21 protein-coding genes, 1 tRNA gene, 1 other RNA gene and 1 pseudogene are annotated in these 24,668 nt (G+C 56.3%); 16 read left to right on the forward strand and 8 right to left on the reverse strand.

The window, feature by feature from the left end; all coding sequences use genetic code 11:
- Nucleotides 1-17: 17 nt before the first annotated feature.
- The 4 genes from chrA to MWU51_RS05105 form a co-directional block, all read right to left on the reverse strand.
- The gene (gene chrA, locus MWU51_RS05090) at nucleotides 18-1,280 is read right to left on the reverse strand and encodes a chromate efflux transporter (RefSeq protein ID WP_247035288.1); all 1,263 of its coding nucleotides are present in this window, start codon (nucleotides 1,278-1,280) and stop codon (nucleotides 18-20) included.
- A 47-nt stretch (nucleotides 1,281-1,327) separates the two neighbouring features.
- Nucleotides 1,328-1,753: a nuclear transport factor 2 family protein gene (locus MWU51_RS05095; protein WP_247035290.1), complete on the reverse strand. Its 426-nt coding sequence runs from the start codon at nucleotides 1,751-1,753 to the stop codon at nucleotides 1,328-1,330.
- Nucleotides 1,754-1,861: 108 nt separating this feature from the next.
- Nucleotides 1,862-2,236: a transfer-messenger RNA gene (gene ssrA, locus MWU51_RS05100) on the reverse strand.
- A 25-nt stretch (nucleotides 2,237-2,261) separates the two neighbouring features.
- Nucleotides 2,262-2,999, reverse strand: a complete 738-nt coding sequence (locus tag MWU51_RS05105; RefSeq protein WP_247035298.1) for an FCD domain-containing protein — start codon at nucleotides 2,997-2,999, stop codon at nucleotides 2,262-2,264.
- 116 nt (nucleotides 3,000-3,115) lie between these two features.
- On the opposite strand from MWU51_RS05105, the gene MWU51_RS05110 reads away from it, so the two are divergent.
- From MWU51_RS05110 to MWU51_RS05170, 13 genes and pseudogenes are all read left to right on the forward strand, one after another.
- On the forward strand, nucleotides 3,116-3,868 hold the full coding sequence (locus MWU51_RS05110; protein ID WP_247035299.1) for a DUF2182 domain-containing protein: 753 nt from the start codon (nucleotides 3,116-3,118) through the stop codon (nucleotides 3,866-3,868).
- 1 nt (nucleotide 3,869) lies between these two features.
- Nucleotides 3,870-4,505: a DUF1326 domain-containing protein gene (locus MWU51_RS05115; RefSeq protein ID WP_247035300.1), complete on the forward strand. Its 636-nt coding sequence runs from the start codon at nucleotides 3,870-3,872 to the stop codon at nucleotides 4,503-4,505.
- 33 nt (nucleotides 4,506-4,538) lie between these two features.
- Nucleotides 4,539-5,651, forward strand: a complete 1,113-nt coding sequence (locus MWU51_RS05120; protein WP_247035301.1) for a dimethylsulfoniopropionate demethylase — start codon at nucleotides 4,539-4,541, stop codon at nucleotides 5,649-5,651.
- 10 nt (nucleotides 5,652-5,661) lie between these two features.
- Nucleotides 5,662-6,654, forward strand: a complete 993-nt coding sequence (locus MWU51_RS05125) for an MDR family oxidoreductase (RefSeq protein WP_247035303.1) — start codon at nucleotides 5,662-5,664, stop codon at nucleotides 6,652-6,654.
- 210 nt (nucleotides 6,655-6,864) lie between these two features.
- Entirely contained in the window at nucleotides 6,865-8,091 is a 1,227-nt protein-coding gene (locus tag MWU51_RS05130) for an aminotransferase class V-fold PLP-dependent enzyme (RefSeq protein ID WP_247035305.1), read from the forward strand.
- Nucleotides 8,092-8,276: 185 nt separating this feature from the next.
- Entirely contained in the window at nucleotides 8,277-9,482 is a 1,206-nt protein-coding gene (locus tag MWU51_RS05135; protein WP_247035307.1) for a cyclopropane-fatty-acyl-phospholipid synthase family protein, read from the forward strand.
- A gap of 124 nt (nucleotides 9,483-9,606) precedes the next feature.
- Nucleotides 9,607-10,047, forward strand: a complete 441-nt coding sequence (locus tag MWU51_RS05140; protein WP_247035309.1) for a TrgA family protein — start codon at nucleotides 9,607-9,609, stop codon at nucleotides 10,045-10,047.
- 13 nt (nucleotides 10,048-10,060) lie between these two features.
- The gene (locus MWU51_RS05145; protein ID WP_247038716.1) at nucleotides 10,061-11,182 is read left to right on the forward strand and encodes an NUDIX domain-containing protein; all 1,122 of its coding nucleotides are present in this window, start codon (nucleotides 10,061-10,063) and stop codon (nucleotides 11,180-11,182) included.
- Nucleotides 11,183-11,254: 72 nt separating this feature from the next.
- On the forward strand, nucleotides 11,255-12,292 hold the full coding sequence (locus MWU51_RS05150) for a cysteine synthase A (RefSeq protein ID WP_247035311.1): 1,038 nt from the start codon (nucleotides 11,255-11,257) through the stop codon (nucleotides 12,290-12,292).
- The gene (locus MWU51_RS05155) at nucleotides 12,289-14,793 is read left to right on the forward strand and encodes a DUF3772 domain-containing protein (RefSeq protein ID WP_247035313.1); all 2,505 of its coding nucleotides are present in this window, start codon (nucleotides 12,289-12,291) and stop codon (nucleotides 14,791-14,793) included. The genes MWU51_RS05150 and MWU51_RS05155 overlap by 4 nt, the downstream gene beginning before the upstream one ends.
- The gene (locus MWU51_RS05160; RefSeq protein WP_247035315.1) at nucleotides 14,786-15,502 is read left to right on the forward strand and encodes an alanyl-tRNA editing protein; all 717 of its coding nucleotides are present in this window, start codon (nucleotides 14,786-14,788) and stop codon (nucleotides 15,500-15,502) included. The genes MWU51_RS05155 and MWU51_RS05160 overlap by 8 nt, the downstream gene beginning before the upstream one ends.
- A 126-nt stretch (nucleotides 15,503-15,628) precedes the next feature.
- A tRNA-Ser gene (locus MWU51_RS05165) sits at nucleotides 15,629-15,718 on the forward strand.
- A gap of 228 nt (nucleotides 15,719-15,946) precedes the next feature.
- Nucleotides 15,947-16,544 (forward strand): annotated as a pseudogene (locus tag MWU51_RS05170) (IS6 family transposase).
- Nucleotides 16,545-16,693: 149 nt separating this feature from the next.
- Here the strand turns inward: MWU51_RS05170 and MWU51_RS17125 are convergent.
- Nucleotides 16,694-16,879, reverse strand: coding sequence for a helix-turn-helix domain-containing protein (locus MWU51_RS17125; RefSeq protein ID WP_247035317.1), 186 nt, complete (start codon nucleotides 16,877-16,879; stop codon nucleotides 16,694-16,696).
- A 485-nt stretch (nucleotides 16,880-17,364) separates the two neighbouring features.
- Here MWU51_RS17125 and MWU51_RS05180 point away from each other — a divergent pair, with 485 nt between their 5' ends.
- Both MWU51_RS05180 and MWU51_RS05185 read left to right on the forward strand, forming a co-directional pair.
- Entirely contained in the window at nucleotides 17,365-18,114 is a 750-nt protein-coding gene (locus tag MWU51_RS05180; protein WP_247035319.1) for a lysophospholipid acyltransferase family protein, read from the forward strand.
- 172 nt (nucleotides 18,115-18,286) lie between these two features.
- Nucleotides 18,287-19,180: a haloalkane dehalogenase gene (locus tag MWU51_RS05185; protein WP_247035321.1), complete on the forward strand. Its 894-nt coding sequence runs from the start codon at nucleotides 18,287-18,289 to the stop codon at nucleotides 19,178-19,180.
- Between the two features lie 102 nt (nucleotides 19,181-19,282).
- On the opposite strand, the gene MWU51_RS05190 is transcribed toward MWU51_RS05185, so the two are convergent.
- Nucleotides 19,283-19,756 (reverse strand): SRPBCC family protein, encoded by a 474-nt coding sequence (locus MWU51_RS05190; protein ID WP_247035323.1) that lies wholly within the window; start codon nucleotides 19,754-19,756, stop codon nucleotides 19,283-19,285.
- Nucleotides 19,757-19,849: 93 nt separating this feature from the next.
- Between MWU51_RS05190 and MWU51_RS05195 the strand changes: the two genes are divergently transcribed.
- The gene (locus MWU51_RS05195; protein WP_247035325.1) at nucleotides 19,850-21,535 is read left to right on the forward strand and encodes a winged helix-turn-helix domain-containing protein; all 1,686 of its coding nucleotides are present in this window, start codon (nucleotides 19,850-19,852) and stop codon (nucleotides 21,533-21,535) included.
- Between the two features lie 1,287 nt (nucleotides 21,536-22,822).
- Here the strand turns inward: MWU51_RS05195 and MWU51_RS05200 are convergent.
- Complete coding sequence (locus MWU51_RS05200) at nucleotides 22,823-24,298, reverse strand: hypothetical protein (protein WP_247035326.1); 1,476 nt, start codon at nucleotides 24,296-24,298, stop codon at nucleotides 22,823-22,825.
- Nucleotides 24,295-24,645 (reverse strand): GtrA family protein, encoded by a 351-nt coding sequence (locus MWU51_RS05205; RefSeq protein ID WP_247035327.1) that lies wholly within the window; start codon nucleotides 24,643-24,645, stop codon nucleotides 24,295-24,297. Before MWU51_RS05205 ends, MWU51_RS05200 begins: the two co-directional genes overlap by 4 nt.
- Between the last annotated feature and the right edge of the window lie 23 nt (nucleotides 24,646-24,668).

Here is a 24,668-nt window from a genome sequence, read left to right on the forward strand (position 1 = left end):
GAAAAGGCGCAAGATGGTCAGATTCCAAGCTGATGTAGACCCGCGCCCATGACGGCCATGATTAACAGTGTCAGAGGCAGAGAGACACGCAGCCTGAAAAGGAGCAAAGCAGCGATGGCCGCGAGTAAAGCCGCTGGATAGTTCAGGCTGCTTATGACCGGTAAGCTTGGGGCAAAACCAGTGTCGGCGCGCGTGAGCTGATTGAAAAACACGTGCAGCGCGAACCACAGGGACAAGTTTGCGATCACCCCGACCACCGCCGCAGATATTGCATCAAGCGCCGAGGTCAGGCGCGGGCGGGTGGTTAGCCATTCCACATGAGGAGCTGCGGTGAAGATCCACAAAAAGCACGGCACGAAGGTGACCCAAAGGGTCATGGCGGCGGTGAGCAAGGCTAAAACCGGTCCGAACAGACCAAAACCAGCCATATAGCCCACGAATTCTGTCACCAGAATGAGTGGGCCGGGGGTGGTTTCAGCCAACCCCAACCCGTCCATCATCTGTGCGGGCGACAGCCATCCATGGGTGGTGACTGCCTCTTGCGCCATATAGGCCAGAACCGCATAGGCACCCCCGAAGCTGACCACTGCGAGTTTCGAGAAAAACAGACCAACCGTGGTGAGCGTTTCCGCCCCCATGTTGTAGGCCAAGAGGATAGGGGCAAACCACAACACCAGCCAAATGGCGGCCTGTCGCAGCGTTCTGTAAGGTGAAACCTTTGCAGATGGAGTGGGCGACACTGCGGAGTGGTGAGAAGTCATCCCGATCATGCCGACGCAGGCTGCGGTTAAAATCACCAGCGGGAATGGCGCGTCGAACGCGTAAAGCGCAACGAAGGACGTAAGCGCGATGGCCCAATGTGCCCTGCGTTGCAGTGTTTTTTTAGCCAGCCTCAGAAGGGCTTGCAGAACCACAATGACGACAGCGGCCTTCACGCCTAAAAACACCGCCTCGACCATTGGCACCTGTCCCCATCGGGCATAGGCATAGGCAAGGCACAGCATGACCATGGCACCCGGCAGAACGAACAAAAGCCCCGCGATCATGCCGCCGGTCACTCCGCGCAGTCGCCAGCCAGCATAGGTGCATAGCTGCATGGCTTCGGGACCGGGTAGCAACATACAGAAGGACAACGCATTCAGGAATTGTCGCTCTGTAAGCCACGGGCGGTCTTCCACCAGTTCCCTGTGCATCACGGCAATTTGCGCTGCGGGTCCGCCAAAAGACATCCATCCAATGCGCGCGAATATTCTGGTCAGGTCTGGCAGGCTAGGCGTCATGTCCGGATAGGGCCTTGATCTGCGACCCTTGGCAAGGGGAAAGCCGCTTAAGCCGCGATCCCTTCACCTGAAAGACAGAGTGCCAGGCTGTCTGGTGGCAAATATCCCAGCTGTTCAAAGAAAGTCAGGAAGTCGATCTGGTTATACGCTTCGACAACCTGTCCGTCGCTGATGCGCACCATGATCTGACCCGTGGTTTGCACCGGCCTGCGATCCGCCAATGTCACCGCCTGAACGGTGAGCGTCGCCCAGACCCAATCACCTAATTCGACTTCGCGATCAAAGCGGATTGCGCTGATTTCGACCTGCGCCAACAATGCTTCGGCCAGCACGCGGAAGTCATCGGGGCCGACACCGAAATCCATCACGCCTTGCGCTTCGACGTCCGGGGTAAAAAAAAGTCCGATCGCATCAAGATCCTGTTGGACCCAGACGCGATCATACCACTGTTTCAGAAGCTCCAGATGGGACACGCGCCGTTCCTTCCAATACTATTTGTTTCGGTTCTCACGATGACGAGGCTACGCAAGAATTCTTAACGATGAGTAACCGCCGACCGGAGAATGCCCTGTTGTTTTGGAAGTACAGGCTTCTGTTGCCAGGTGCCTGCGAACCCCGCCTTACGCGGCTAGGCGCAAGGGCTTAAATCGGCAACTCGAACTGCTTACGCAGCCAGAGCCATAGCCGGAGCTTTGTTGTCATTTGCAACTAGCTTAAATGTACCGATAACGGTGGTAACTCACCGAGACAAAGCAAACCCCTTTAGACGTCCGTCGATCCTATTTCGTCCCCCCGATATCAAAGTGATCCCCAAATGAAGGATACCCTGAAAGAGTTATGGTGGAGACGCCGGGTACCGCCCCCGGGTCCGATCCGCTTATTACGAGCGCGTTTATGTCCATAGTCCCTGACGGGACAGATCATATGTAGGCAGTGGGTGAGCGTTTGAAAAGGGGAAACCTGCAGATAGAGTTGCGCAGGTTACTTTGCAGGTCTGGTGTTCGTGATTTCTGCGCGTCGGCGTCCCAAATCGGCGGTGTAGTCTGCGAGTTCTGTCAAGATCCGCTCTGCACCCGTACCGTCCCGCGCTTCAATCGCATCCGCCAACCTCGTATGCAGACCTACGATCCGCTCCCGATCCCTTTGGGTATAGGTGATCATGTTCATCAGGGGCTGCATGGCTTCAACCGCACCGGCCAATTGATAGGACAGCACCGGGTTGCCCGCGCCATCGACCAAGGCCCTGTGAAAGGCCACGTCCGAGGCGCAGAACGCCTCGTCCGTCAGGCCGGGTTGGGATTGACGATGGATTTCGGCGCGCATCGTGGCCATGTGGTCCGCCGTGCGACGCTGCGTGGAAAGAGGCGCGCAGGAGCGTTCCAGCGCGTATCGCGCTTCGCAGGCGGTCTCAAAGTCCACGCTGTTCATGGACAGAAGCAGGGTCGAAGTGGTGATTTGCTGTTCATAGGCGTCTTCGAACGACATGCGGTTTACGAAGGCCCCACCCGTCGCGCCGCGCTGTGTGCGGATCAGGTTTTGTGCCGCCAAACGCTTTAACGCCTCGCGCACGGTTGATCGGCCCACGTCAAATTTCTCGCACAGCTCGGCCTCGGAGGGCAGGCGTTGATCCACGATCAGGCTGCCCTCGACAATAGCATTGCGAATGGCCTCGGCAATCTGCTTTGAGAGGTCCTGATTGTCGTCCAGATCGGTTTTCACGCTACGTTGCCCCTCAATTGTCTGACAATTCATTTGCTCGGACGGCAATTGTCAGACATTATCATTCCGACTCGCAAGATGGGGGAAGCATGTCCGTTTCGTCAAGGATAAGAACCATGAGCGCGCCGCATTGGCTGGCGCTGTTCGGGTTGATCCTTGTGGGGTGGGGGCTGCTTTATGCGATGGCGCTTCCGCCGGACGCGCTGGAACTGTCGCGCATCTATGGGGCGGACTTCTGGCGGTCGCTTTGTCTGGTTGAACCCGACAAGGCTGGGTTCCATGGACTCTTCGCCATGTGGGCGGTGATGTCGGCGGCGATGATGGCCCCCACCGCCTTGCCGACCTTTGCCACATATGACGACTTGATCGCCTCGGGCGCGGGGTCACGGCGCGGGTTTGGGGAATTGGTCTCGGGCTATCTGGTCATTTGGCTTGGCTTTGCCGTAATCGCTGCTGCGGGACAGTTGATGCTGTTTCGCGCGGGGCTGCTGTCGCCGCTGGGTCAAAGCATCTCGCCATGGCTCACGGGTGCGCTGTTGATCGGGGCAGGGGCCTATCAGTTCTCGACCCTCAAGGACGCCTGCCTGTCGAAATGCCGCCAGCCGATGAGTTTCTTCATGCAATACTGGCGAGCGACGCGGTGGAACGCCGCCGCGCTGGGCCTGCGTCTGGGCGCGATCTGCCTTGGATGCTGCTGGGCGCTGATGCTTTTGGGCTTTGTCGGCGGGGTGATGAACCTTGCCTTCATGGGGCTCGCCACACTCATCATGATTTTCGAAAAACTGCCGGATCTTGGCCGCTATCTGACCCGCCCCTTGGGCTGGGCGCTGATCGCGGGCGGGGTCTTGGTGCTTGTCCAGGGAGGATAACATGGACGGAACACAAGTCGGTCAGGTCGAATGGACCATCAAAGGGGAGTTGATCCTTAACTGCAACTGCACGGTGTTTTGCCCCTGCGTGGTGAGCCTTGGCAAACACCCGCCCACGGAAGGGCATTGCCAGACATGGGGCGGGGTGCGCATCGACAGTGGTCAGTATGGCGACATTGACCTGTCGGGCTTGAACCTTGGCCTGATGATCGAAATTCCTGGCAACATGGGGCGCGGCAACTGGAAAGTGGCGCTGTTCGTCGATGAGCGCGCCAGTGACGATGCCTATGAGGCGTTGGTCACCATCTTCTCGGGTGCTGCCAAAGGCACGACGGGGCTGTTCCAAATGTTGGTGGGCGAATTCATTGGCGCAGAACGCCAGCCGGTCACGTATGAGACCGAGGGCAAGACCCGCCACATCACCGTGGGGCGCAAGATCGACGGCGTTGTGCATCCGGTTGGCGGGGCGGACCCGGACGAGGATATTGTTATCCGAAACACCCAATACTGGATGGGGCCGGACATCACCGTCGCCACAGCCACCAAAGGTAAGCTGCGCGCGCATGGGCGGGTTTGGGATTTCGATGGCCGCTCGGCCGAGATTTGCCAGATCGACTGGAAAGGCCCCGGTCGCTAAGGCGGCCGGAGTTCTGGCACGGAAGCGCGACCCATGGCCCTGATCTCACCTTCCCGCCGTTTGCGGCGCACGCCCTTCAGCCCCGGTGTCGAAGCTGCCGGGGTGAAAGGCTATACGGTTTACAATCACATGCTGCTGCCGACCGTTTTTCGGTCGGTGGAAGAGGACTATCGCCACCTGAAAGACGCCGTGCAGGTCTGGGATGTGGCCTGCGAACGGCAGGTCGAACTGCGCGGCCCGGATGCCGCCCGCCTGATCCAGATGCTCACCCCACGGGATCTGAGCCAGATGCAGGACGGGCAGTGTTTCTATGTCCCGATGGTGGATGAAACCGGGGGCTTGCTGAACGACCCTGTGGCGGTGAAGCTGGATGATAACCGGTTCTGGATTTCGATCGCGGACAGTGATCTGCTGTATTGGGTCAAGGGGCTGGCCTATGGGTTTCGGCTGGATGTGCTGGTGGACGAACCCGACGTCTCGCCCTTGGCCATTCAGGGGCCGAAGTCCGACGATCTGGCGGCGGCTGTCTTTGGCGACGCGGTGCGCGATATCCGCTTTTTCGGCTACAAGCGGCTGGAATTTCAGGGGCGCAGCCTTGTGGTGGCGCGCTCGGGCTATTCGAAGCAGGGCGGGTTCGAGATCTACGTCGAAGGTGCTGACATCGCCATGCCGCTGTGGAATGCGTTGATGGAGGCGGGCAAAAGTATGGATGTGCATGCCGGCTGCCCCAATGGGATCGAACGGGTCGAGGGCGGGCTTTTAAGCTATGGTAATGACATGACCCGCGAAAATACCCCGCACGAGGCCGGGCTTGGGCGGTTCTGTGCAACGCATTCTGCGCTGGGCTGTGTGGGCCGGGATGCGCTTTTGCGTGTCGCCAAGGAAGGCCCCGTGCAACAGGTTCGCGCGATCGAGATTCACACAGCAGACGGGCGGGCTGTGCCGTCATGTGATCGGGCTTGGCCGCTTATGGATGGGACGTGGCAGGTGGGGCAGGTGACCTCGGCCGCCAATTCCCCTGATTTCAACACCGGTGTCGCCATCGGTATGGTGCGCATGACCCATTGGGCAGCTGGCACCGAGTTGGACGTGCTTACACCTGACGGGCCGCGCGCAGTGACTGTCCATGAAACCTTTTGGATATAGGGAAATAAGAATGTTTAAAGCACTCGTGATGGAGCAAAATGACGACGGGCTGGCCCAAGCTGTGATCAAAGAGATCAGCAAGGATCAACTGCCCGAAGGCAATGTGATGGTCGCCGTCGAATACTCCACAGTGAATTATAAAGACGGGCTATGTATGTCCCCCAAAGGCGGCGGGCTTGTGCGCAATTACCCCCATGTGCCGGGCATTGACTACGCTGGCACCGTCGAGACGTCAGATGACCACCGATACAAGCCCGGTGACAAAGTCGTGCTGACGGGTTGGCGCGTGGGCGAGGTGTCTTGGGGTGGGTATGCCCAGAAGGCGCGGATTGATGCTGGCAAGCTGGTGCCGTTGCCAGAAGGTCTGACAACACGTCAGGCAATGGCTGTTGGAACGGCAGGTTTTACCGCGATGCTTGCTGTCATGGCGCTGGAAGACCACGGTTTGAAACCGGGACAGGGGCCAGTGCTTGTTACTGGTGCGGCTGGTGGCGTTGGCTCGGTCGCGACCGCCATCCTTGCCAACCTTGACTATGAAGTTGCCGCTGTCACAGGCCGTCCCGATCAGGCGGCGTATCTGAAGTCGTTGGGCGCGACCACCATTGTGCCACGGGAAGAGTTGAACGAGACGACCAAACGTCCGCTGGAAGCTGAAACATGGGCTGGTTGCGTTGATGCTGTCGGTGGCGACATGTTGGCGCGTGTGCTGGGACAGATGAAATACGGGGCGTCTGTGTCCGCCGTAGGACTGGCTGGCGGCGCCGGTCTGCCCGCGACGGTCATCCCTTTCTTGCTGCGCGGTGTGAACCTTCTGGGCATCGACAGTGTGATGCAGCCCTATGACAACCGTGTCCGGGCGTGGAAGCGTATCGCTTCTGACCTGCCTATGGATAAACTTGAGACTATGGTTCATTCCGCCACATTGGGCGATCTGCCCGCGTTGGGCAGCGACATCCTGAAAGGCAGGGTAAAAGGCCGCGTCGTTGTCGACTTAAACGGCTGACAAAGCACGGTACCGATTGGAAAAGAGGCCGTGTGGGGCTTGTTTTTTTCTTGACCGCGGAATGTGGGAGGCTTAGCCAATCTGTGTCCGGCTGCGCCGGACTGTCTAAGGGCTTGGTGCCTTTTGGACCGGCTGGAAGACCTGCCAGATCTTGGGTGAACTTGATCTGTCGGGCGCACCCTAAAAAAGTTGAGATACAGGAGGCTGACAATGGCTGAATTAGACATCAATTGGGTGCGCGCGCAGTTTCCCGCGTTTTCCGAGCCGAGCCTTCAGGGTCAAGCATTCTTTGAAAACGCGGGTGGGTCTTACACCTGCAAGCCGGTGATTGATCGACTGACACGTTACTATACCCAGCGCAAAGTGCAGCCCTATGGACCATACGAGGCGTCGTGTCTGGCGGGCGAAGAGATGGACGAGGCCCGCCGCCGATTGGCCGCCATGATGGGAGTGGAACGAGATGAGTTGAGTTTTGGTCCATCAACCACGCAGAACACCTATGTTCTGGCACAGGCATTTCGGAAGAATCTGACGCCGGGTGATGCGATTGTAGTGACCAATCAAGATCACGAAGCCAATACCGGCCCATGGCGCCGACTGGCAGACGAAGGGTTCGAACTGCGAGAATGGCAGATTGACCCGCAAACCGGGCATCTTGATCCCGCTGATCTTGACGATCTGCTTGCTGACGGACAGGTGAAACTCGTGTGTTTTCCCCATTGCTCAAACGTGGTGGGCGAGGTGAATGATGTGGCCGCAATCTGTGCGAAGGCAAAGGCGGCGGACGCTTATACTTGCGTCGATGGTGTCAGCTATGCGCCACACGGGTTGGTGAACGTGGATGCGTTGGGTGCGGATGTCTATCTGTTCTCTGCCTATAAAACCTATGGCCCCCATCAGGGGATCATGGTGATCCGCCGCGCACTGGGCATGGCATTGCCCAATCAGGGGCATTTCTTCAACGCAGATGCACTTTACAAACGGTTCACCCCCGCGGGGCCAGATCATGCGCAAATCGCTGCCTCGGCAGGGATGGCGGATTATTTTGACGCAATGGCGAACCATCACGGCATTACAGGCGACGCTGCAGGGCTGGCGGCGGGGGCGCATGAGATAATGCGGGCGCACGAAGCGCGCCTGTTGCAGCCGCTGCTGGATTACCTGACATCGAAGAACTCGGTCCGGCTTTTGGGTCCAACGCAGGCGGAAAACCGCGCGCCGACGGTCGCGATTGCTGCACAAGCGAAGGGCGCGGACCTTGCCGAACAGCTTGCCCCGCTGGGTATCATGGCCGGAGGTGGCGATTTTTATGCTGTGCGCGCGTTGAAAGCGCAAGGCGTCGACCCGAAGATTGGCGTTCTGAGGGTCAGTTTCACCCACTACACATCTGAAAGCGACGTGATGAAGCTGATCGACGCGCTGGATAAGGTTCTTTGAGTTTGTTTAAGTAACAGATAGATAGCTGACTAACTTGATGTCGTGAATGCGGGCATAAGAATCATCGGCACCACACCGATATGCAGGCGCAGCATGAGATATTGCGGCTGCAAAGCAACCATCTTGTCAGTCACGCCGTCTCCGTCCTAGCCTTATGGGTGCGGATCACGGGCGTGGGGGGTGATATGATCCTGACCAGCATAGCGGGGCAATCGGATTTGCCGCGCTATTTCAGCAATGTATTCAACATTGCCTGCCGAATGAATCGCGGGCGACTGGATTTTGTCATGCCCGACAGACGGAGGTTTCGGGCCGACGGCGCTCATCCCGGCTTCGTCGCTGAACTTCACGTGCATGATCCCGACGTCTTCGCGCGATTGATCCGCGAGGGCGATCTGGGCTTTTGTGATGCCTACATTGATGGCGGATGGTCGACACCGGATCTGCAAGCGTTTCTGGACCTGCTGCAAGACGATAATGACATCCTGTATGACGGGTTCCCCGGTCAGATATTCCTGCGCGCATATGAACGGCTGCGCCATCTAATGAATTCCAACACCAAAAGCCGGGCGAAGAAGAACATCAGCTATCACTACGATTTGGGGAATGATTTCTATGCCTTATGGCTGGATGATACGATGACCTATTCCTCGGCTTTGTTTCGCAGTGGGCAGGACAGCCTTGAGAAGGCACAGGAACAGAAATACGCCTCAATGATCGAACAGATGGGCGTGGGGCCGGGCGATCATGTACTTGAAATCGGCTGCGGTTGGGGCGGATTTGCCGAACATGCGGCGCGTAAAGGTATTCGGGTGACGGGTTTGACGATCAGCCGGGAACAACACGATTTCGCAGTCGAGCGTATCCGCAAAGCAGGACTGTCTGAACTGGTAACGATCAAGATGCAGGATTATCGAGACGAGACCGGACTCTACGATGGTGTTGCCTCGATCGAGATGTTTGAGGCGGTGGGCGAGAAATATTGGCCGATCTATTTTGACACCGTGCGCAAATGTCTGAGGCCCGGCGCGCAGGCCGTTTTGCAAATCATCACGATCACTGAAAAACGCTTTGAGGTCTATCGAAAAGGCGTTGATTTTATACAGAAATATATATTTCCAGGTGGAATGCTTCCATCCAAGACCGCGCTGCGCGCTGAGGTCGAAAAAGCAGGATTGGCGTTCCGCAACCAGATCGCGTTCGGGGAAAGTTATTCCGCGACGCTACGGCGGTGGCACGAGGTATTCAATGCCAGATGGGGACAGGTCGCAGCACTAGGATTTGACGACCGCTTCAAGCGGATGTGGAATTTCTATCTGACATCCTGCGCGGCAGCCTTTCGGTCCGGCAATTGTGATGTGGTTCAGGTCACGTTAAAAAATCCTGCATGATGACAGGGCAATACTGCTGCGCTGTTTGCGCCGCACTGCCGTTTTTCCTGGGTTTCGTGCCATAAAATGGCCATAACCCCCTGTGAAAACGTCGATAAGAACGTCGTTCGAGCAGGAGTATCATATGCCCACAGCTGCAAAACTTGTTGCCGCCGCCATCTTGGCGGTCACAGGCTGGTTCTGTGCCGAACTGATCAAGCCTTTGATGGAAGAGGGCCGTGATCTGACAAAGCTTGGCCCGGTCTGTGCGCTGGTCGGGCTGTTTGTCGGCTGGAAGTTCCTTGGCCCACGGGCGGATAGCAGCCTTGGCAGCGTCGGAGCTAACGCGTTCACCACAACACTTGTGCAAATCGGATTGACCCTGTTTATCTTTGCGTTTTCCGTGATGATCCAACAAAGCCTGCGTAAAGCCTATGACGGCCCGATAGAGGCGTTGCAGGATATTTTCATGATCAGCGTCGACTTTTTTCAGAAATACTTCACCGTCGAGGTTATCATCGCAGCTCTGATCGGTGGCGGACTGGCGTCTTGGTGTGCGTCCAACGCTGCCCGTAAGTGGGGCTAGCTTCGTGACGACCATGTTTTTTTATGGCACGTTGTGTCACCTGCCATTGCTTGAACTTGTGTTGGCAGGAGAGCGTTATCGGACACGCCCAGCCACGCTGTCGGGCCACCGCGTCAGTTGGGTCAAGGATCAGCCCTTTCCCACGATCGAAACGCAAGTGGAGGACAGCGCGCAAGGCTTGTTGGTTGAAGGGTTGAACGAAACAGCGCGCGCGCGGCTCGATTTCTATGAGGGCGGGTTTGACTATGCGTTGAAGGGGGTCGAGGTATATCCCGATGATGGCTCGGACACCGTGACTGCACAGGTCTATTTCCCGACGCCCGGTCTTTGGACACCCGGTGCGCCGTGGTCGTTGGATGATTGGGTGTCGCAATGGGGTGCGATGACAATGGAAGCCGCGCAAGAAGTTATGTCCTATTTCGGCGAGGTTCCGGCCGAAACCATCGCCCAGCGTTTCCCGATGATCCGCACCCGTGCCGCCAGCAGGCTGCGCGCACGGGCCAGTGTGACGCCAACAGCGCTGCGTGCGGATTTTGGGGCAGGGGACATCGACATTCGTGCAAGCAGCCGCCCTTATGCCCGCTTCTTTACGATGGAAGAGCAAGACTTGTCCTTCCGCCGCTACTCTGGCGAGATGAGTGAAGTCGTGAACCGTGCCGCCTTCATCGGCGGCGATGCGGTGATCGTTTTGCCCTATGACCCGGTGCGTGATCGGGTGATGCTGGTTGAACAATTTCGCATGGGTCCACACATGCGCGCAGATCCCCATCCGTGGACGCTGGAGCCTATCGCAGGTCGAATTGATGCAGGTGAAACACCGGAAGAATGTGCCCGTCGAGAGGCGCATGAAGAGGCCGATCTGACGCTTGATCGTTTGCTGGCACTGCCGCACCACTATCCCAGCCCCGGCTCTAGCTCCGAGTTCTTCTATACCTACGTGGCGCTTTGCGATCTGCCGGATACATCTGCCGGGATCGGCGGTGCTGAGGAAGAGGCCGAAGATATTCGCAGCCATGTTATCCCATTTCAGCGCCTGATGGACCTGTTGAACAGCGGCGAAGCTGCCTGTGGTCCGTTGGTCCTGTGCGCATTGTGGCTGTCACTAAACCGTGACGCAATTCAGGCGCAAAGCTGACCTGTCCCCCCCTTGAACCCCGTTCTGCCAACCCCTACAGATTGTAGGGAAACGCGACACATGGGGCAGAAGATGGATATCAAGCAGGATCTGGAAGCGACCGTTGGCAATACGCCTTTGATCCGACTGAAAAAAGCATCGGAACAGACAGGTTGTGAAATTCTTGGCAAGGCCGAATTTATGAACCCAGGTCAGTCGGTTAAGGACCGGGCGGCGCTGTATATCATCAAAGACGCTGTGGCGCGCGGTGAACTGAAGCCCGGCGGCACGATCGTGGAGGGCACGGCTGGCAATACGGGCATTGGTCTGGCGCTTGTCGGGGCCTCGATGGGGTTTAAGACGGTGATCGTGATCCCGGAAACCCAGTCCGAGGAAAAGAAAGATATGCTGCGCCTTGCTGGTGCCGAACTGGTGCAAGTGCCCGCAGCGCCTTATCGCAACCCCAACAACTTCGTCCATTATTCGCGCCGTTTGGCCGAGAAACTGGCCAAGACTGAACCAAACGGTGTGATCTGGGCCAACCAGTTTGATAACGTCGCAAACCGTGCGGCCCATATCGAAACAACCGGTCCAGAAATTTGGGAGCAGACGGGCGGCAAGGTTGATGGGTTCGTCTGTTCGGTCGGGTCGGGCGGCACGCTTGCTGGTGTCGGCATGGCATTACAGCCCAAGGGCGTGAAAATCGGCATTGCAGACCCAATGGGTGCAGGGCTTTACAGCTACTACACCACCGGAGAAATCGCGATGGAGGGCAGCTCGATCGCCGAAGGGATCGGGCAGGTGCGGATCACCAAGAACCTTGAAGGATTCACGCCCGATATGGCGTGGCAGGTGCCAGATGAAGAGGCCTTGCCAATTGTCTTCGACCTGCTACAGGACGAAGGGCTGTGCCTTGGCGGATCATCCGGCATCAATGTCGCCGGTGCCATCCGGATGGCCAAAGAAATGGGACCGGGCCATACCATCGTGACGATCCTGTGCGACTATGGCACACGGTATCAATCCAAACTGTTCAACCCTGCCTTCCTAAGGGAAAAGGAATTGCCAGTGCCGGAATGGCTGGACCGGGGTCCGGTGATGCTGCCTGAGGTGTTTGAGGAGGTCGAATGACCCGCCTTCTGACGGCCGCTTTTGCGGCTCTTCTGTTGCTTTTCGCCGCGTTTGGTGCGTTTGCTCAGGATACTGCTGAGCCAGGCGCGGAGCGCGTTCCGGCCTATGTGGTCAAGGAAGATGGTTCCCCGGATTTTGCGGCGTGGGACCGTGTTGCGGATCGCGCCGAGCAAGCAATCGAGCAAAACCGTGCCTCCGATAAGGTGTTGGATGATCTGCGTCTCGAATTGACTGATTGGCGCAACCTGTTCAGTGAGGCGCAGAAAGACAATTCACTCCGTATCGACACGCTGAAAACGCAGTTGTCGACCCTTGGGCCGGAACCGGAAACCGCTGGTTCAGAACCAGCCGTTCTTACCCAGCGCCGAAGCGAGTTGACGACGAAGCTGAACGCGGCGCGGTTGCCGGTGCAAGAGGCCGAAGAGGCCTATTCCCGCGCGGATGTGCTGATCGGTGAAATCGATTCGTTAATGCGGTCGCGACAGACCGATCAAATGCTGGCCCTGGGACCAAGCCCGATCAATCTGGCGCTTTGGCCGCAGGCGTTTACCGACCTCAAGACAACGCTGGACCTTGCGGTCTCCGAGGTGCGGGAAAATTGGGGTAGTGACGCGCAAAGACAAGATCTGCGCGCAGATTTGCCGCTGACCTTACTGTTTCTGGTTGTTGCGATCCTGCTGCTGACACGCAGTCGGGTTTGGATCATGCAGCTTGGCAACAAGGTCCGTGAACGGCGGCACGGTTCGGCGCGTGGCGTGATAGGTTTCATCGTTTCCATCGGTCAGGTGCTTGCTCCGATGATTGGGATCTTTGTGCTGATGGTGGCACTGAACCTTGCGGGCGTTCTTGGCTTACGAGGGCAGGTGATCGCAGACCTGCTGCCTTGGTTTGGGTTCAGCCTGTTTATCAGTCTGTGGATCGGGACGCGCTTGTTCGCAACGGAAAACATCAGCGCGCCGTTGATCGATCTGCCACGAGCAGCCTTGCGCACCGAAGCACGTGTGAACGTTGCACTGCTGGGAATGTTATTGGGCCTTTGGCCCATTCTGACCAGCCTGTCCGAGCAGGAAGGCTATTCAAGTGGCACCTTCAATGTGCTGTCTTTCCCGGCAATTGTCGCAACTGGATATCTTTTAATGCGGATTGGCCGGACGCTACGGCGCTATGTCCAGAGTCAGTCAAACACCGATACGAAGACATTCCGGGAACGTGCCGTGTTGTTGATGGGGCAAGCCTGTGCGGCTGTTGGTGTCGCAGCGCCTGTACTGGCCGCAATAGGATATTCAACACTGGCCTCGTCGATCCTGTTCCCCATGGTGTTGACCATGGGTATGATCGCGATACTGGCCCTGCTGCATGTCTTCTTGATCAGTGTTTATGGGGTCGTGCGTAAGATCGATGAAAACGAAGCAGATCAGGCGCTGTTGCCTGTCCTGATGACGTCGGTTCTAGTGCTTTTGTCGTTGCCGATCATGGCCCTGATCTGGGGCGTGCGCCCCACCGAATTGTCCGAGCTTTGGACCACATTCCAGCAAGGGTTCCAGCTGGGCGAAGCGCGGATAACGCCGCGCACGTTCATTGTTTTTGCGATGATTTTCGGCGTCGGTTATGTCGCCACGCGAGCCACTCAGTCGGCGCTGCGAAGTTCGATCCTGCCGAAAACCAAGCTGGACAAGGGTGGACAGAATGCCATCGCTGTTGGTGTAGGGTATCTGGGCATCTTCCTTGCTGCCGTCATCGCCATTACGACGGCTGGCATTGACCTGAGTTCGATCGCGATCATTGCCGGTGCCCTGTCGGTGGGCATCGGTTTTGGTCTTCAAACCATCGTGTCCAATTTTGTCTCGGGTATCATTCTTCTGATCGAACGCCCGATCTCGGAAGGAGATTGGATCGAAGTTGGCGGTCAAATGGGTTATGTGCGCGATATATCCGTGCGTGCCACTCGGATCGAAACGTTTGATCGCACCGATGTGATCCTGCCCAACAGTGATCTGGTGTCCGGCGTGGTGACGAATTACACCCGCGGGAATTCGATCGGCCGTGTGATCATCGCGGTCGGTGTCGCCTACGGATCGGACACAAGGCGGATTGAGGCCATTCTGCGCGAAATCGCCGAGAACCACCCTATGGTCACGGTTGATCCGGCCCCGTCGGTGGTTTTTCAGGGGTTTGGTGCGGACAGTCTGGATTTCGAAATCCGGGCAATCCTGAGCGATGTAAACTACATGATGTCGGTGAAAAGTGAGATCAATCATGAAATCGCCCGACGCTTCGTAGAAGAAGGCATCGAGATCCCGTTTGCTCAGCGCGACATCTGGTTGCGTAATCCCGAAGCCCTAGTCGGTCGATCCGCGGCGCCCCCCAAAGCTGAAGCGACCGAAGCGACAGGCGCGTCAGAAACGCCTCTTGCTGCTTCATTGCCCAAAGATGTGCTGACCGCCGAGGATATGGCGAACAGCCAAAGCAAGGATGATGATGCGGGAGAGGGTGATGACTGACGGGTTGTTTCGGCAAGACGCCTATCTGCAACAGGCGACCGGACAGGTTCTGTCACATGCCGAACGCGGGGTGGTTCTTGACCAGTCTTTGTTCTATCCAAACGGGGGTGGCCAACCGGGGGACCGCGGCACCCTGAATTGGGATGGCGGTTCAATGATCGTGGTCAATACACTGAAGGAGGACGGGGACGACATCGCCCTTGTGCCTGACGAAGGGGCCACACTTCCGCCCATAGGCTCGCAAGTCACACAATCGCTTGATTGGGATCAGCGGTTGCGACATATGCGGATGCACACGGCGCTGCATCTTCTGTCAGTGGTCATTCCCTTGCCCGTCACAGGCGGCCAGATCGGAGCGCAGAAATCGCGCCTTGATTTCGCGATGGAGGAGCCGCCCGAGGATAAACAAGCGTTGGAAGATGCGCTGAACGCGCTGATTGCCCGCGACTTGGAAGTTTCAGAGCGTTGGATCACTGACGCCGAGCTCGATGCAAATCCCGGGCTGGTGAAAACCATGTCCGTTCAACCACCGAAAGGGGCAGGGCGCGTGCGTCTTATGCGGATTGGTATCGGGGATGAACAGGTTGATCTACAGCCTTGCGGTGGCACCCATGTTCGCCGCACCTCGGAAATTGGACCGGTCCGCTTTGGTAAGGTCGAAAAGAAAAGTCGCCTGAATCGTCGGTTCAGCATACATCTGGCGGACTGATCAAGGCGTCGATACAGAGGCGTATGACCGGGAAAACAAAGGGCACAACCGGCTGCGCCACAATCCTTCTGGAAAAACACAATGACGGCTTGAACCCGCTTGGGTTTTTGCTGTAGCAACGCCCTCGGAGCGGTGGCCGAGTGGTCGAAGGCGCACGCCTGGAAAGTGTGTAGGCGGGGAACCGTCTCGAGGGTTCGAATCCCTTCCGCTCCGCCACTTACCCCAGCCTCTTTCAGTAATCGGCCTATTTCGCTGTTTTCTGCCGGTTTTACGGGGGCTTGGACCGTGGCATTTCCCAGAGAGACGGCCGTTTTGACGTTGTTTAGGGCGATTTCTCAGAGTCGGCATTGTCAGATAAAACCAACTTGGGACGGTTATATGGTTTCGTAGCCTGCAGCTACGACAAAACGTTCGCCTTTTTGCTATTTCAAAACCAGCCCGGAAATCATCCGCTTAGCGGTGATGCTCTATGACAGGTTTCCTCCTTCGCTTAGAAATGTAGAAGACCTGCTGCATGAACGATGCATTGATGTCAGCCATGAAACCGTCCGTTTCTGGTGGAATAGATTTGGTACATTGTTTGTGTCTGAAATTCGCCGAAAGTGGATCAACGGGATGCGGTGTTACTCGAATTGGCGATGGCATCTTGATGAGGTTTTCGTGAAGATGAACGGAGCGCAGTCCTTCCTTTGGCGGGCTGTAGACCACGAAGGCGAAGTGTTGGAAAGCTATGTCACGAAGCGCCGTGATCGCACTGCGGCCATTAAAAGCGATGAAACAATATGGCCAGCCTGAGCTCGTGGTCACTGATAGATTGAGCTCATTTGGTGTCGCAATGAAGGTCGTCGGCAATGCCACCAGGCAGAAAACGGGGCGCTGGAAGATCAATCGCGCTGAGAATTCGCACTTACCGTTTCGACGAAGGGAACGTTCGATGTACCGATTGCGTCGGATGCGAAGTCTGCAGAAGTTTGTCTCCGTTCACGCATTCATTTTCAACTACTTCAATCAGGACCGCAGCCTCTCAAAACGTGACCAATAAAAGTTGAACTGAACCGCAGCGCTCAACGTGTGGTGCGGTCTTGGCGCGGAATAAAGAACAGCTTCGCTGGCCTGGTAGTAACGAGTTCCAATTGGTCTCAAACCACAGAATGCTGTGTTGCAAAAAGTGCAAACTCAAGCTGAAAAGGATCAGTCGATCAACGGTGTTGGTTTCGCAAGCGTGATCAGATCAGCCGGATCGCTAATGGTAACGGTCGCCCCGTCGGTTTCGACTCCATAAGGCCGCAACGTTTTGAAGGCCCGCGACAGATTTTCTGCCGTCATGCCAAGACTAGACGCAAGCCGACGCTTTTCTATTGGCAGAGTGAACTCCACAGCGTTACCCGCCCGCTGTCGTTGGCGTAGAAGATAGTTTGCAAGCCGCTCAATCGCGCTCCGCAATTTGAGATTCTTGCTGCTTTTGACGACAGCCTGGTAGCTTTGTGCAAGGTCTTCGACGACGGCGTGTGCAAAGGCTATGTCTTCATTAAAAACCGCGCGCACATCCGATGACGGTAACATGACGACCGGGTTTTTTCCAGTGTGCGGGCAGACATAAGGCAAGGAGCATCGCGGATCGTGGCTGCAAGGATGAAGGTCGAGACAGGGCGCAAGATGGCCATGGTGCTCTCACGCTCGTTCCAATGTGCAAACAGTTCGACGCTGCCTTCTGAAAGATGGTTGATTTCTGTTCCGCAAACGATGTCGGCTTGGAACTCGTCGCAGATTAAGCGTGATCGCATGCTGCACTGCAGAAGGCAGCAGATTTGCATGTTACTGAAAGCTGGCGGAGACTATGCAAGTCAACAGCGTTCGGTCAGATGAAATATTTTGCGAAAAACATTGGGGAGAATTGGCGCGGCGGACGTGCATCTCTTCGCTTTCTGGCGGCTGCGCCAATCGTAAATGCGCAGGTCGCGCTCAGGGCAAAAGACCGCGAAGACGCGCGTGATATGTTCGCCCGGCATTTCCGTCGATTTCTCGACACTTGTCAGGTCAGCGTGTCCCTTGACGGCGAATTTCCTGAATCGGGGAAAGGCTGCATCCTTTGCTATAATGAGACGTCATTTGTAGATGTCGCGGCCTATTGTGTCTCGATGTGGCCTTATGTCGACCGTGCTGCGGCGGCTGATCTCTACGCTTATTTTCCTTTCGCCCGAGCGGCCTGTCGGAAAGCCGCGATCGAGATGGTCCCAAGGGGCAACCGCAAAGCCACAGATCAATTGCTGGAACGCATGGTCTCTGCAGCAAAACAGGGCGAGAGAGTTGCTTGGGGCGGCGAGGGGAGACTATCGGGAAAGGATGGCGTTGGCCGTTTCAAAATCGGCGCCAGTCTCATTGCGATCAGAGCTCAGGTGCCCGTGATCCCGGTGGTTTTTCAAGGAGGGCATCACGCTATGCCACTCGGTTCATTCCGTGCGCGTCCGGGCGAAGTCCGCATACGTTTTTGCAAGTCTGTGCCGACTGCGGGCTATGTCGAAGCTGATGCACGCGAATTTGCCGACAGATTGCAGACAAAATTTGTTCGCAACTATCGTCAACTGGCAGAGAAACGGCCGGTTCTCGCATAGCGTTTTGATCCAGATACCCCAAAAAAATTGCGCGTTTCGTCCCACAACGTTTTATTGGCATAATGCTCGGTATGGATCAGCTGTCAGCTGAATGTGTGCTATGCTTTCCCGCGATCATTGATTTTTACTGGAACGCCTCACAGCCCTTGACTGAATAGGCAAAGGACACCCTATGGACTATCTGCGAACCCCAGACGATCGGTTCCAGAATCTGGCAGATTTTGATTTTGCCCCCAATTACCTGACCGTAAATGGCGGGTTGCGGATGCACTATCTTGATGAAGGTCCGCCAGATGCCCATCCAATTCTCGTCATGCATGGCGAGCCTAGTTGGTGTTATCTTTACCGTCACATGATCCCGCCCTTCACCCAAGCGGGCCACCGCGTGGTGGCACCTGATCTCATCGGTTTCGGTCGGTCGGACAAGCCTGTGGCGCGTGAAGACTATACCTATCAGCGTCATTTGGACTGGATGACCGATTGTGTTACTCAATTGGATCTTCGCGAAATCACGCTGGTCTGCCAGGACTGGGGCGGATTGATCGGTCTTCGGCTTGTCGCGAACATGCCCGACCGGTTTGCACGGTTGGTGATCGCCAACACTGCATTGCCCACCGGTGACCATCCGGTTGGTGCGGCTTTTGAAAGCTGGCGCGACTATTCCCAGTGCGTGGAGGACTTCAATGCAGGTCGCATCGTGCGCAGCGGAACCGTGACAAAGCTCTCAGATGCCGAGGTTGCAGCTTACAATGCACCGTTTCCGGATGCGCGATATCAAGCAGGAGCACGCCAGTTTCCGCTGCTGGTGCCAGACAATCCTGATGACCCGGCGTCGGGTCCCAACCGGGCAGCTTGGGAGATCCTCTGCACCTTGCCGATCCCGGCGCTAACGGTCTTTGGCGCGGAAGACAAGATCATGGCCGGGGGCGAAAGAGTTTTCCAGAAATGCCTTCCGGGTGCCAAAGGGCAACGTCATCGCATTCTGCAAAACGCTGGCCATTTTCTTCAAGAAGATGTGCCCGTTGACCTTGCACAGGCGACACTTGATTTCATCGCCGCTACTTAACTTTCAAAACACAGCAATCGAAAGCCAGTGGGGTGGGTCCAGCGCAGGGCTGCATCGTTCTCCGGGCCGTTACCTGACTTCTTGAGGGCTGAGTATCCAATGTCAACGCGACAGGAAGATGCCCTCGATCGCGGACAATCCGCCTTCGATGTCCTCGACCACAACACGTTCCATCGCGGGGTCATCAGAGGAAAAATTTGCAATCCACTCGATCAGCAGGGATTCTCCGGGCTGAACCGAGAAGGTTGCCGTGAAATTCTCGATGGGCAAATTTGTACTGACCGTCTTGTAGGTGTAAGATAGCCCTTTCTCTTGGGCGATACGCTTTTGGGTCATTTGGTCGCCGGTCTCTGTCGTCAACACACGGACCAATGACCCGTCCATGACTTTCAGCGAACACGAGGATACCTTCGGGTGCCAATCATCTATGTCGCAGAAGTCGCCGATCAGATGCCAAACCTGCGGCGTGGCAGACGGGAGTTCAAGGGACCGCTTGACCTGGAAATCCGCTGACCACGCAGTTGTGGCGCAAAGCAGGCTGGCGGCAAGGCCGGAGAATTTGGAGATGGAAGTCATGGTGTTTCCTTTCAAAAGATAGAGATGCATGAGAATTCTCTTGCCTCACGGTGCGAGTCTTCGCAGGCTGAGTGGGGCATGGAGGCGGCTGAAATGTCCGGAGAAAGCCCTGAAAAAGATCTGAATTCAGCAGGCAGCATTCGGTTTGGTGACTTCGTGTACGCGGTCGAGACAGGGGAGTTGCTGGATGAAACCGGGCACCCGGTTCATCTGCGCCACCAAAGTTCCGAAGTGCTTGCCTTTCTGGTGGACCGGATGGGCGAGACCGTCTCGAAGGACGATCTGTTCGACAACGTCTGGGCCAGGAAGGCTGTGACCGACGACAGCCTGTCCCAGTGCATCGCTGATATCCGCAGGGCGCTGAACGATGCCGATCACAAGATCGTCCAAACCATTCCCAAGAAGGGATACAGACTGGTTCCGACCTCGTCTTCCGGTGAGGTTCCGCCGACGGCCTGGCTGTCCAAGGTTGCGCGCATGGGCGGTCCGAGGATTGCGGTTTTTGGCTTGATCGCAGCCGTTGCCCTGGTCTTTGTCGCCTTCTGGGGCCTGGGGCGCGAGCAGCACGCTTCGTCGGAAGACCTGCCGTTGCCCTCCAAGCCCTCCATTGCGGTCCTGGCGTTCGAAGACCTGAGCGTCGGCCCTGATGCCAATTATCTCAGCGACGCCATCGCCGAGGGGATCATCGTGGATTTGTCCCGCTATTCCGAGCTGTTTGTCATCGCGCGTAATTCGAGTTTCAGCTTTCGAGACAGCACCACTGACGTAAGCAAAATTTCCCGCGCGCTTGGCGTTCGCTATTTGCTGGAAGGCAGTCAACAAAAAAGTGGTAGTCAGCTGCGTGTGACCGTCCAGCTGATTGATGCCATTGAGGGCCGGAGCCTTTGGTCACACGTCTACAACAGCGATCTTGGCGATGTCTTTGCGATGCAGGATGAGATTGTGCAAAGAACCGTCGCAACCGTCGCCCAGAGAGTCATTAATTTCGAAGGTCAGAAAGCGATCAGGTCGGACGAGGCGAAACTGACGGCCCTGCTTCTGCATTGGAAAGCCCGTCAACACCTCTTTTCCTTCACCCCCGAAGGCAACGAAAAGGCCCGTCTGTCCAACCTGGCGGCTATCGAGGCAGACCCGACGCAACCGTATGGATATGTCGGGCTGACATTTGTCCATATCAACAGGTACCGCTGGGGATGGACGGACGAAGACCTGATCGTCGAGTTGGATGCCGCGCGGCGCTATGCGCGCAAGGCCGTTCAGGTTGCGCCGGAATACTATGATGCGCATACGGCGATGGCGTACATGCATATTCAGGAAGGCGAGCTTGGAAAGTCGGTGGCACGTTTTCGAAAGGCGCTGGACCTCAATCCCAATGATACGAGCGCGATGGCCGCGCTGGCCGAAGCCTTGACCTATGGTGGACGGGCGGAAGAGGCCGAAGACCTGATGCTGCGCGTCGTCCGTCTGGACCCGCTGCATCAAGACTGGATCAAATGGAACCTTGCGTGGGTGCAATGGCACACGCGGAATTGTGACGATGCGCTTGAGACCATGAACGGCATGTCCGAGATACCTCCGATGGCATATCGCGTGCTGGCGATCATCCAGATGTGTCGGGGCAACAAAGATGAAGCGCGCAAAGCAGTTGAGCAACTGATTAGTTTCGATCCTGAGTATTCACTGCAGGACGTTCTTCATAACTATGAAGGAAAATACGTCATCGACGCAGATCTGGAACGCGTGCTGAACGACCTGCGCGAAGCCGGATTGCCAGAATAGGACGTGCTGGAATTTGGAACCTTGCAGTCCTGAAGGTTGCTCAAAGTAACGCTTGCAGAGACTGTGATATTACCTGCTGAGCTCGCTTTGTTTCTTCGTCGCTAGGGCCTGATTAATGCAATCCTCGCCATGCCTTCGTGAATACGACTTAGCCGATTTTGCATACGCAGCGAATGGCTGGCTCGACAGGCCACGAAGCCGCGATTTGTTCCGACGGTGAACGTCAGCAACGGGATATAGCCGCCGTAGGATTAACTACACACCAATGCCCACTCAGGGCCGTCCTCAACGGCGGCTCTTGATCGACGGCAGGGGTGCTCGCTGCGACACCGCAAGGCCGCAATAAGCCCGTGGCAGACGGCACACACGAAGTACTTGCGGCAAAGGCTGCGCCGCATCCGAGGTCGAAAATGAGCTCAAAGAGCATGATGCCGCAACGAGAATGAATGCCCGCTCGGGAGACTTCCAACACCTATTGGAAAGCAAGGTTTAGTTTCTGCGCTCAATTCTGTGGGTTTGCTATCAGAAGGTCGGCAAAGACAGAGTCTGAAAATACAATTAAATAGAGACAGACAAATATACCCCTGAGAATCAGATCCTGACTCGAAATGCATACTGCCGTCGCGCACTTTCTGTGAGCAGATGCGACGGAGAATTCGATGATACATACCGAACATAGCCAAACACGTGCTTTCCAACGCGGTGTAGCAAAATGCAGATCGGCTCAGGTTCACCAGCTTGCATTGCTGACTGATGCAAAGTGCGGAATGGTCGCGGCGGATCATCAACCGTTTCTTGTTGGGGCTCACCTTTTAGGCCTTTCCGACAAAAGATCATTCTCGACCGCTATCCTCCCGATGTTTACATGAAATTCTCTGAGCTCAGACCATGTGGGACCGCTGTGTTTGCCGCCGGAGAACACAGCGGCCATTCCCTTAATCGCTTGGCTCTTCCACGTGCTGGCCTGCTTTGGATGCAGCTGATGTTTTACTGCGATCTCCTAAACGGTTTTGTCGCCACGCAACGCTTCCAACGCCAACTTGGCCATTAACTGAACTTTAAAATACGGGCGCTTTGCCATCCTCGTATCGCATCAAAGGATTTGGATTCACCTTAGCTGACTGTCCAGTTTGCTGGGACCTCTTCACGAAGACATTCGTCGCGGCTCGCCGTAGCCCGGCTGAGTATACGCCTTGTTACTCTTTCAACCCTGTTGGGCAGCACCGTTGATTTCAAGTTGAGTGAGACACCGTGAAGCGATGATGGTTCGTTCAGCGGTGAGAGGCCTTACAGCTCGCATCCCGGGCGGGTGTAGATGTCATAGTTTCCGACTCTGCCCTGATGTTGATAGGCGTTCCAAGCGGTCGAAAATGCGTCAACCTGTTGAAAATAAGCCAGATAGTCGAATGCAGCACCGTTAAAATATGCTTTGTTGGGGCTGGTGTCGACAATGACCACTTGCGGTCGGGTACGAAAGAAATCGTCCAGAACCATCGCGCGGGCGTCATTCAGGACAGCACTGTATTCTGCTTGCTCAGCCGGGTTCTCGGTCTGGCTCAGCAAGTAGCTGGCACCGGGGAAAAGCCACAAAGTGGGCGCGCGGTTAGCCGGTTCTGCCTGTGCCAAATTGGCAAGAGGGAAGCCCGATGATACTGTTGAGCTGAAAATCTGAAAACTGCGCTGGTCCGGCGGACACTTAAAATACGGCGCTGCACGAGTGGCGAAGATGTTGGTATACGGTCCAGCCTTGAGCGCAGGCACCAATAGCACCCCGATGGCCAGAGCGGCGGGCATCATCGGCCACCAATGTTGTCGTGCAAGCGCGAGGCTCGCAGCGGCCCATGTCACCGCAAGCACCACGTAAAGGTTGGCGGGAATGCGTTGATAATTCCAACCCTTGGATTGGATCAGATAGACTGCGATAGCGCCAGCGCAAACAAGGATCACAAGAGCGGTGGAATGGTTTTTCTGCGGGGTCAGCGCCATAAGTACCAAGGCGAATGCCAATACAGCAATCAAGGTGTTGGAGCGCACTAGCATATCTGAAAAAGGCGAGTCAAAAGCGCCATAAAGCTGAAGCGTACGGGGAACAACACTATCGAAATAGGCCGGGTGCAGGAAGTACGAGGCTACGACATACGCAATTAGCAGCGCAGCGGGCAATACAAACTCGACCCTTAGGGCCGGGCGCAGGCTGCGGGCGGCGAAAGCCTTGTAGATAAGGATTAACAGCGGCAACAAAAGGAAATAATGCTTGAGCGCGACACCCAGAAGCGCCCATGTCGCGATGGCGGCGCGGTGTGCCCTGCTCGGGGGATCGTCGAGTAAACTCATCACCAGGAACGGCAAAAAGAATATCGTGAACAAGTGATCGCGCTGCCCGAAATCGCCAATGGGCAGCAAGACTAACCCAATAGCTGCGACCCCAAGAAAGGTGCGGCGCAGCAGAGTTGGAATTGTTGAAGAGCGCAGCAACAACGCCCACGACATCATGAGAGATACTGCAATCAGGACAAAAACAAAGGCTTTGTAAACCGCAATTGAAGGCAGCCCGACGACACCGGATATCCAGACCGGTATTGCCGTCAGGTAATACGCCAGCGGTGGATTCAGCTCAAAGATTTTGTCGTAGATCGGCAGCCCATCCAGCCACCAGCGGGTCGAGATCAGATACCAGCTGATATCATGGCTCAGCATCGTGCCAGACAGCATGAAAACACCCAGCACCATGACCAGGAAAGGGGCAAGAAGATCGCGGATCATGCGCGGAATACGAAAAATTTCATCATCACAAACGAACATAACGGCACTACTATTAGGACTGTCAGGAAGGACACCACCGGCGGGTAGCGGTACAGCAGGGTCGGGATGAGCAGCGCCAGCGCCAACCCCATGGCTGTTGCAGCGACAAACCTTGAAACCTCGAACGGTGAGGCGGCACCGTTACGGAATGTCAGGTGTTTATGACTCAGATACGCGAAAGCTGCGGCCAGCGCATAGGCAATCGCCGAGGCGGGGATGGTGGCAAGCCCGATAAGACCATTCAGCGTTGCGGCAAATACAAAATAAAGTGCGGAGTTGGCAGCCCCCACGCCGGTAAATCGCAACATCTGTCCCGCCACCCGTCTGAAAC

It is taken from the genome of Aliiroseovarius sp. F47248L, from assembly GCF_023016085.1.
In the GTDB taxonomy this organism is placed as follows: Bacteria; Pseudomonadota; Alphaproteobacteria; order Rhodobacterales; family Rhodobacteraceae; genus Aliiroseovarius.

Bases quoted from the DNA above. Each gene is read 5' to 3' on its own strand.
- chrA (WP_247035288.1), bottom strand. From the start codon at position 1,280: ATGACGCCTAGCCTGCCAGACCTGACCAGAATATTCGCGCGCATTGGA.
- MWU51_RS05110 (WP_247035299.1), top strand. From the start codon at position 3,116: ATGAGCGCGCCGCATTGGCTGGCGCTGTTCGGGTTGATCCTTGTGGGG.
- MWU51_RS05115 (WP_247035300.1), top strand. From the start codon at position 3,870: ATGGACGGAACACAAGTCGGTCAGGTCGAATGGACCATCAAAGGGGAG.
- MWU51_RS05120 (WP_247035301.1), top strand. From the start codon at position 4,539: ATGGCCCTGATCTCACCTTCCCGCCGTTTGCGGCGCACGCCCTTCAGC.
- MWU51_RS05125 (WP_247035303.1), top strand. From the start codon at position 5,662: ATGTTTAAAGCACTCGTGATGGAGCAAAATGACGACGGGCTGGCCCAA.
- MWU51_RS05130 (WP_247035305.1), top strand. From the start codon at position 6,865: ATGGCTGAATTAGACATCAATTGGGTGCGCGCGCAGTTTCCCGCGTTT.
- MWU51_RS05135 (WP_247035307.1), top strand. From the start codon at position 8,277: ATGATCCTGACCAGCATAGCGGGGCAATCGGATTTGCCGCGCTATTTC.
- MWU51_RS05140 (WP_247035309.1), top strand. From the start codon at position 9,607: ATGCCCACAGCTGCAAAACTTGTTGCCGCCGCCATCTTGGCGGTCACA.
- MWU51_RS05145 (WP_247038716.1), top strand. From the start codon at position 10,061: ATGTTTTTTTATGGCACGTTGTGTCACCTGCCATTGCTTGAACTTGTG.
- MWU51_RS05150 (WP_247035311.1), top strand. From the start codon at position 11,255: ATGGATATCAAGCAGGATCTGGAAGCGACCGTTGGCAATACGCCTTTG.
- MWU51_RS05155 (WP_247035313.1), top strand. From the start codon at position 12,289: ATGACCCGCCTTCTGACGGCCGCTTTTGCGGCTCTTCTGTTGCTTTTC.
- MWU51_RS05160 (WP_247035315.1), top strand. From the start codon at position 14,786: ATGACTGACGGGTTGTTTCGGCAAGACGCCTATCTGCAACAGGCGACC.
- MWU51_RS05180 (WP_247035319.1), top strand. From the start codon at position 17,365: ATGAAATATTTTGCGAAAAACATTGGGGAGAATTGGCGCGGCGGACGT.
- MWU51_RS05185 (WP_247035321.1), top strand. From the start codon at position 18,287: ATGGACTATCTGCGAACCCCAGACGATCGGTTCCAGAATCTGGCAGAT.
- MWU51_RS05190 (WP_247035323.1), bottom strand. From the start codon at position 19,756: ATGACTTCCATCTCCAAATTCTCCGGCCTTGCCGCCAGCCTGCTTTGC.
- MWU51_RS05195 (WP_247035325.1), top strand. From the start codon at position 19,850: ATGTCCGGAGAAAGCCCTGAAAAAGATCTGAATTCAGCAGGCAGCATT.
- MWU51_RS05200 (WP_247035326.1), bottom strand. From the start codon at position 24,298: ATGATCCGCGATCTTCTTGCCCCTTTCCTGGTCATGGTGCTGGGTGTT.
- MWU51_RS05205 (WP_247035327.1), bottom strand. From the start codon at position 24,645: ATGTTGCGATTTACCGGCGTGGGGGCTGCCAACTCCGCACTTTATTTT.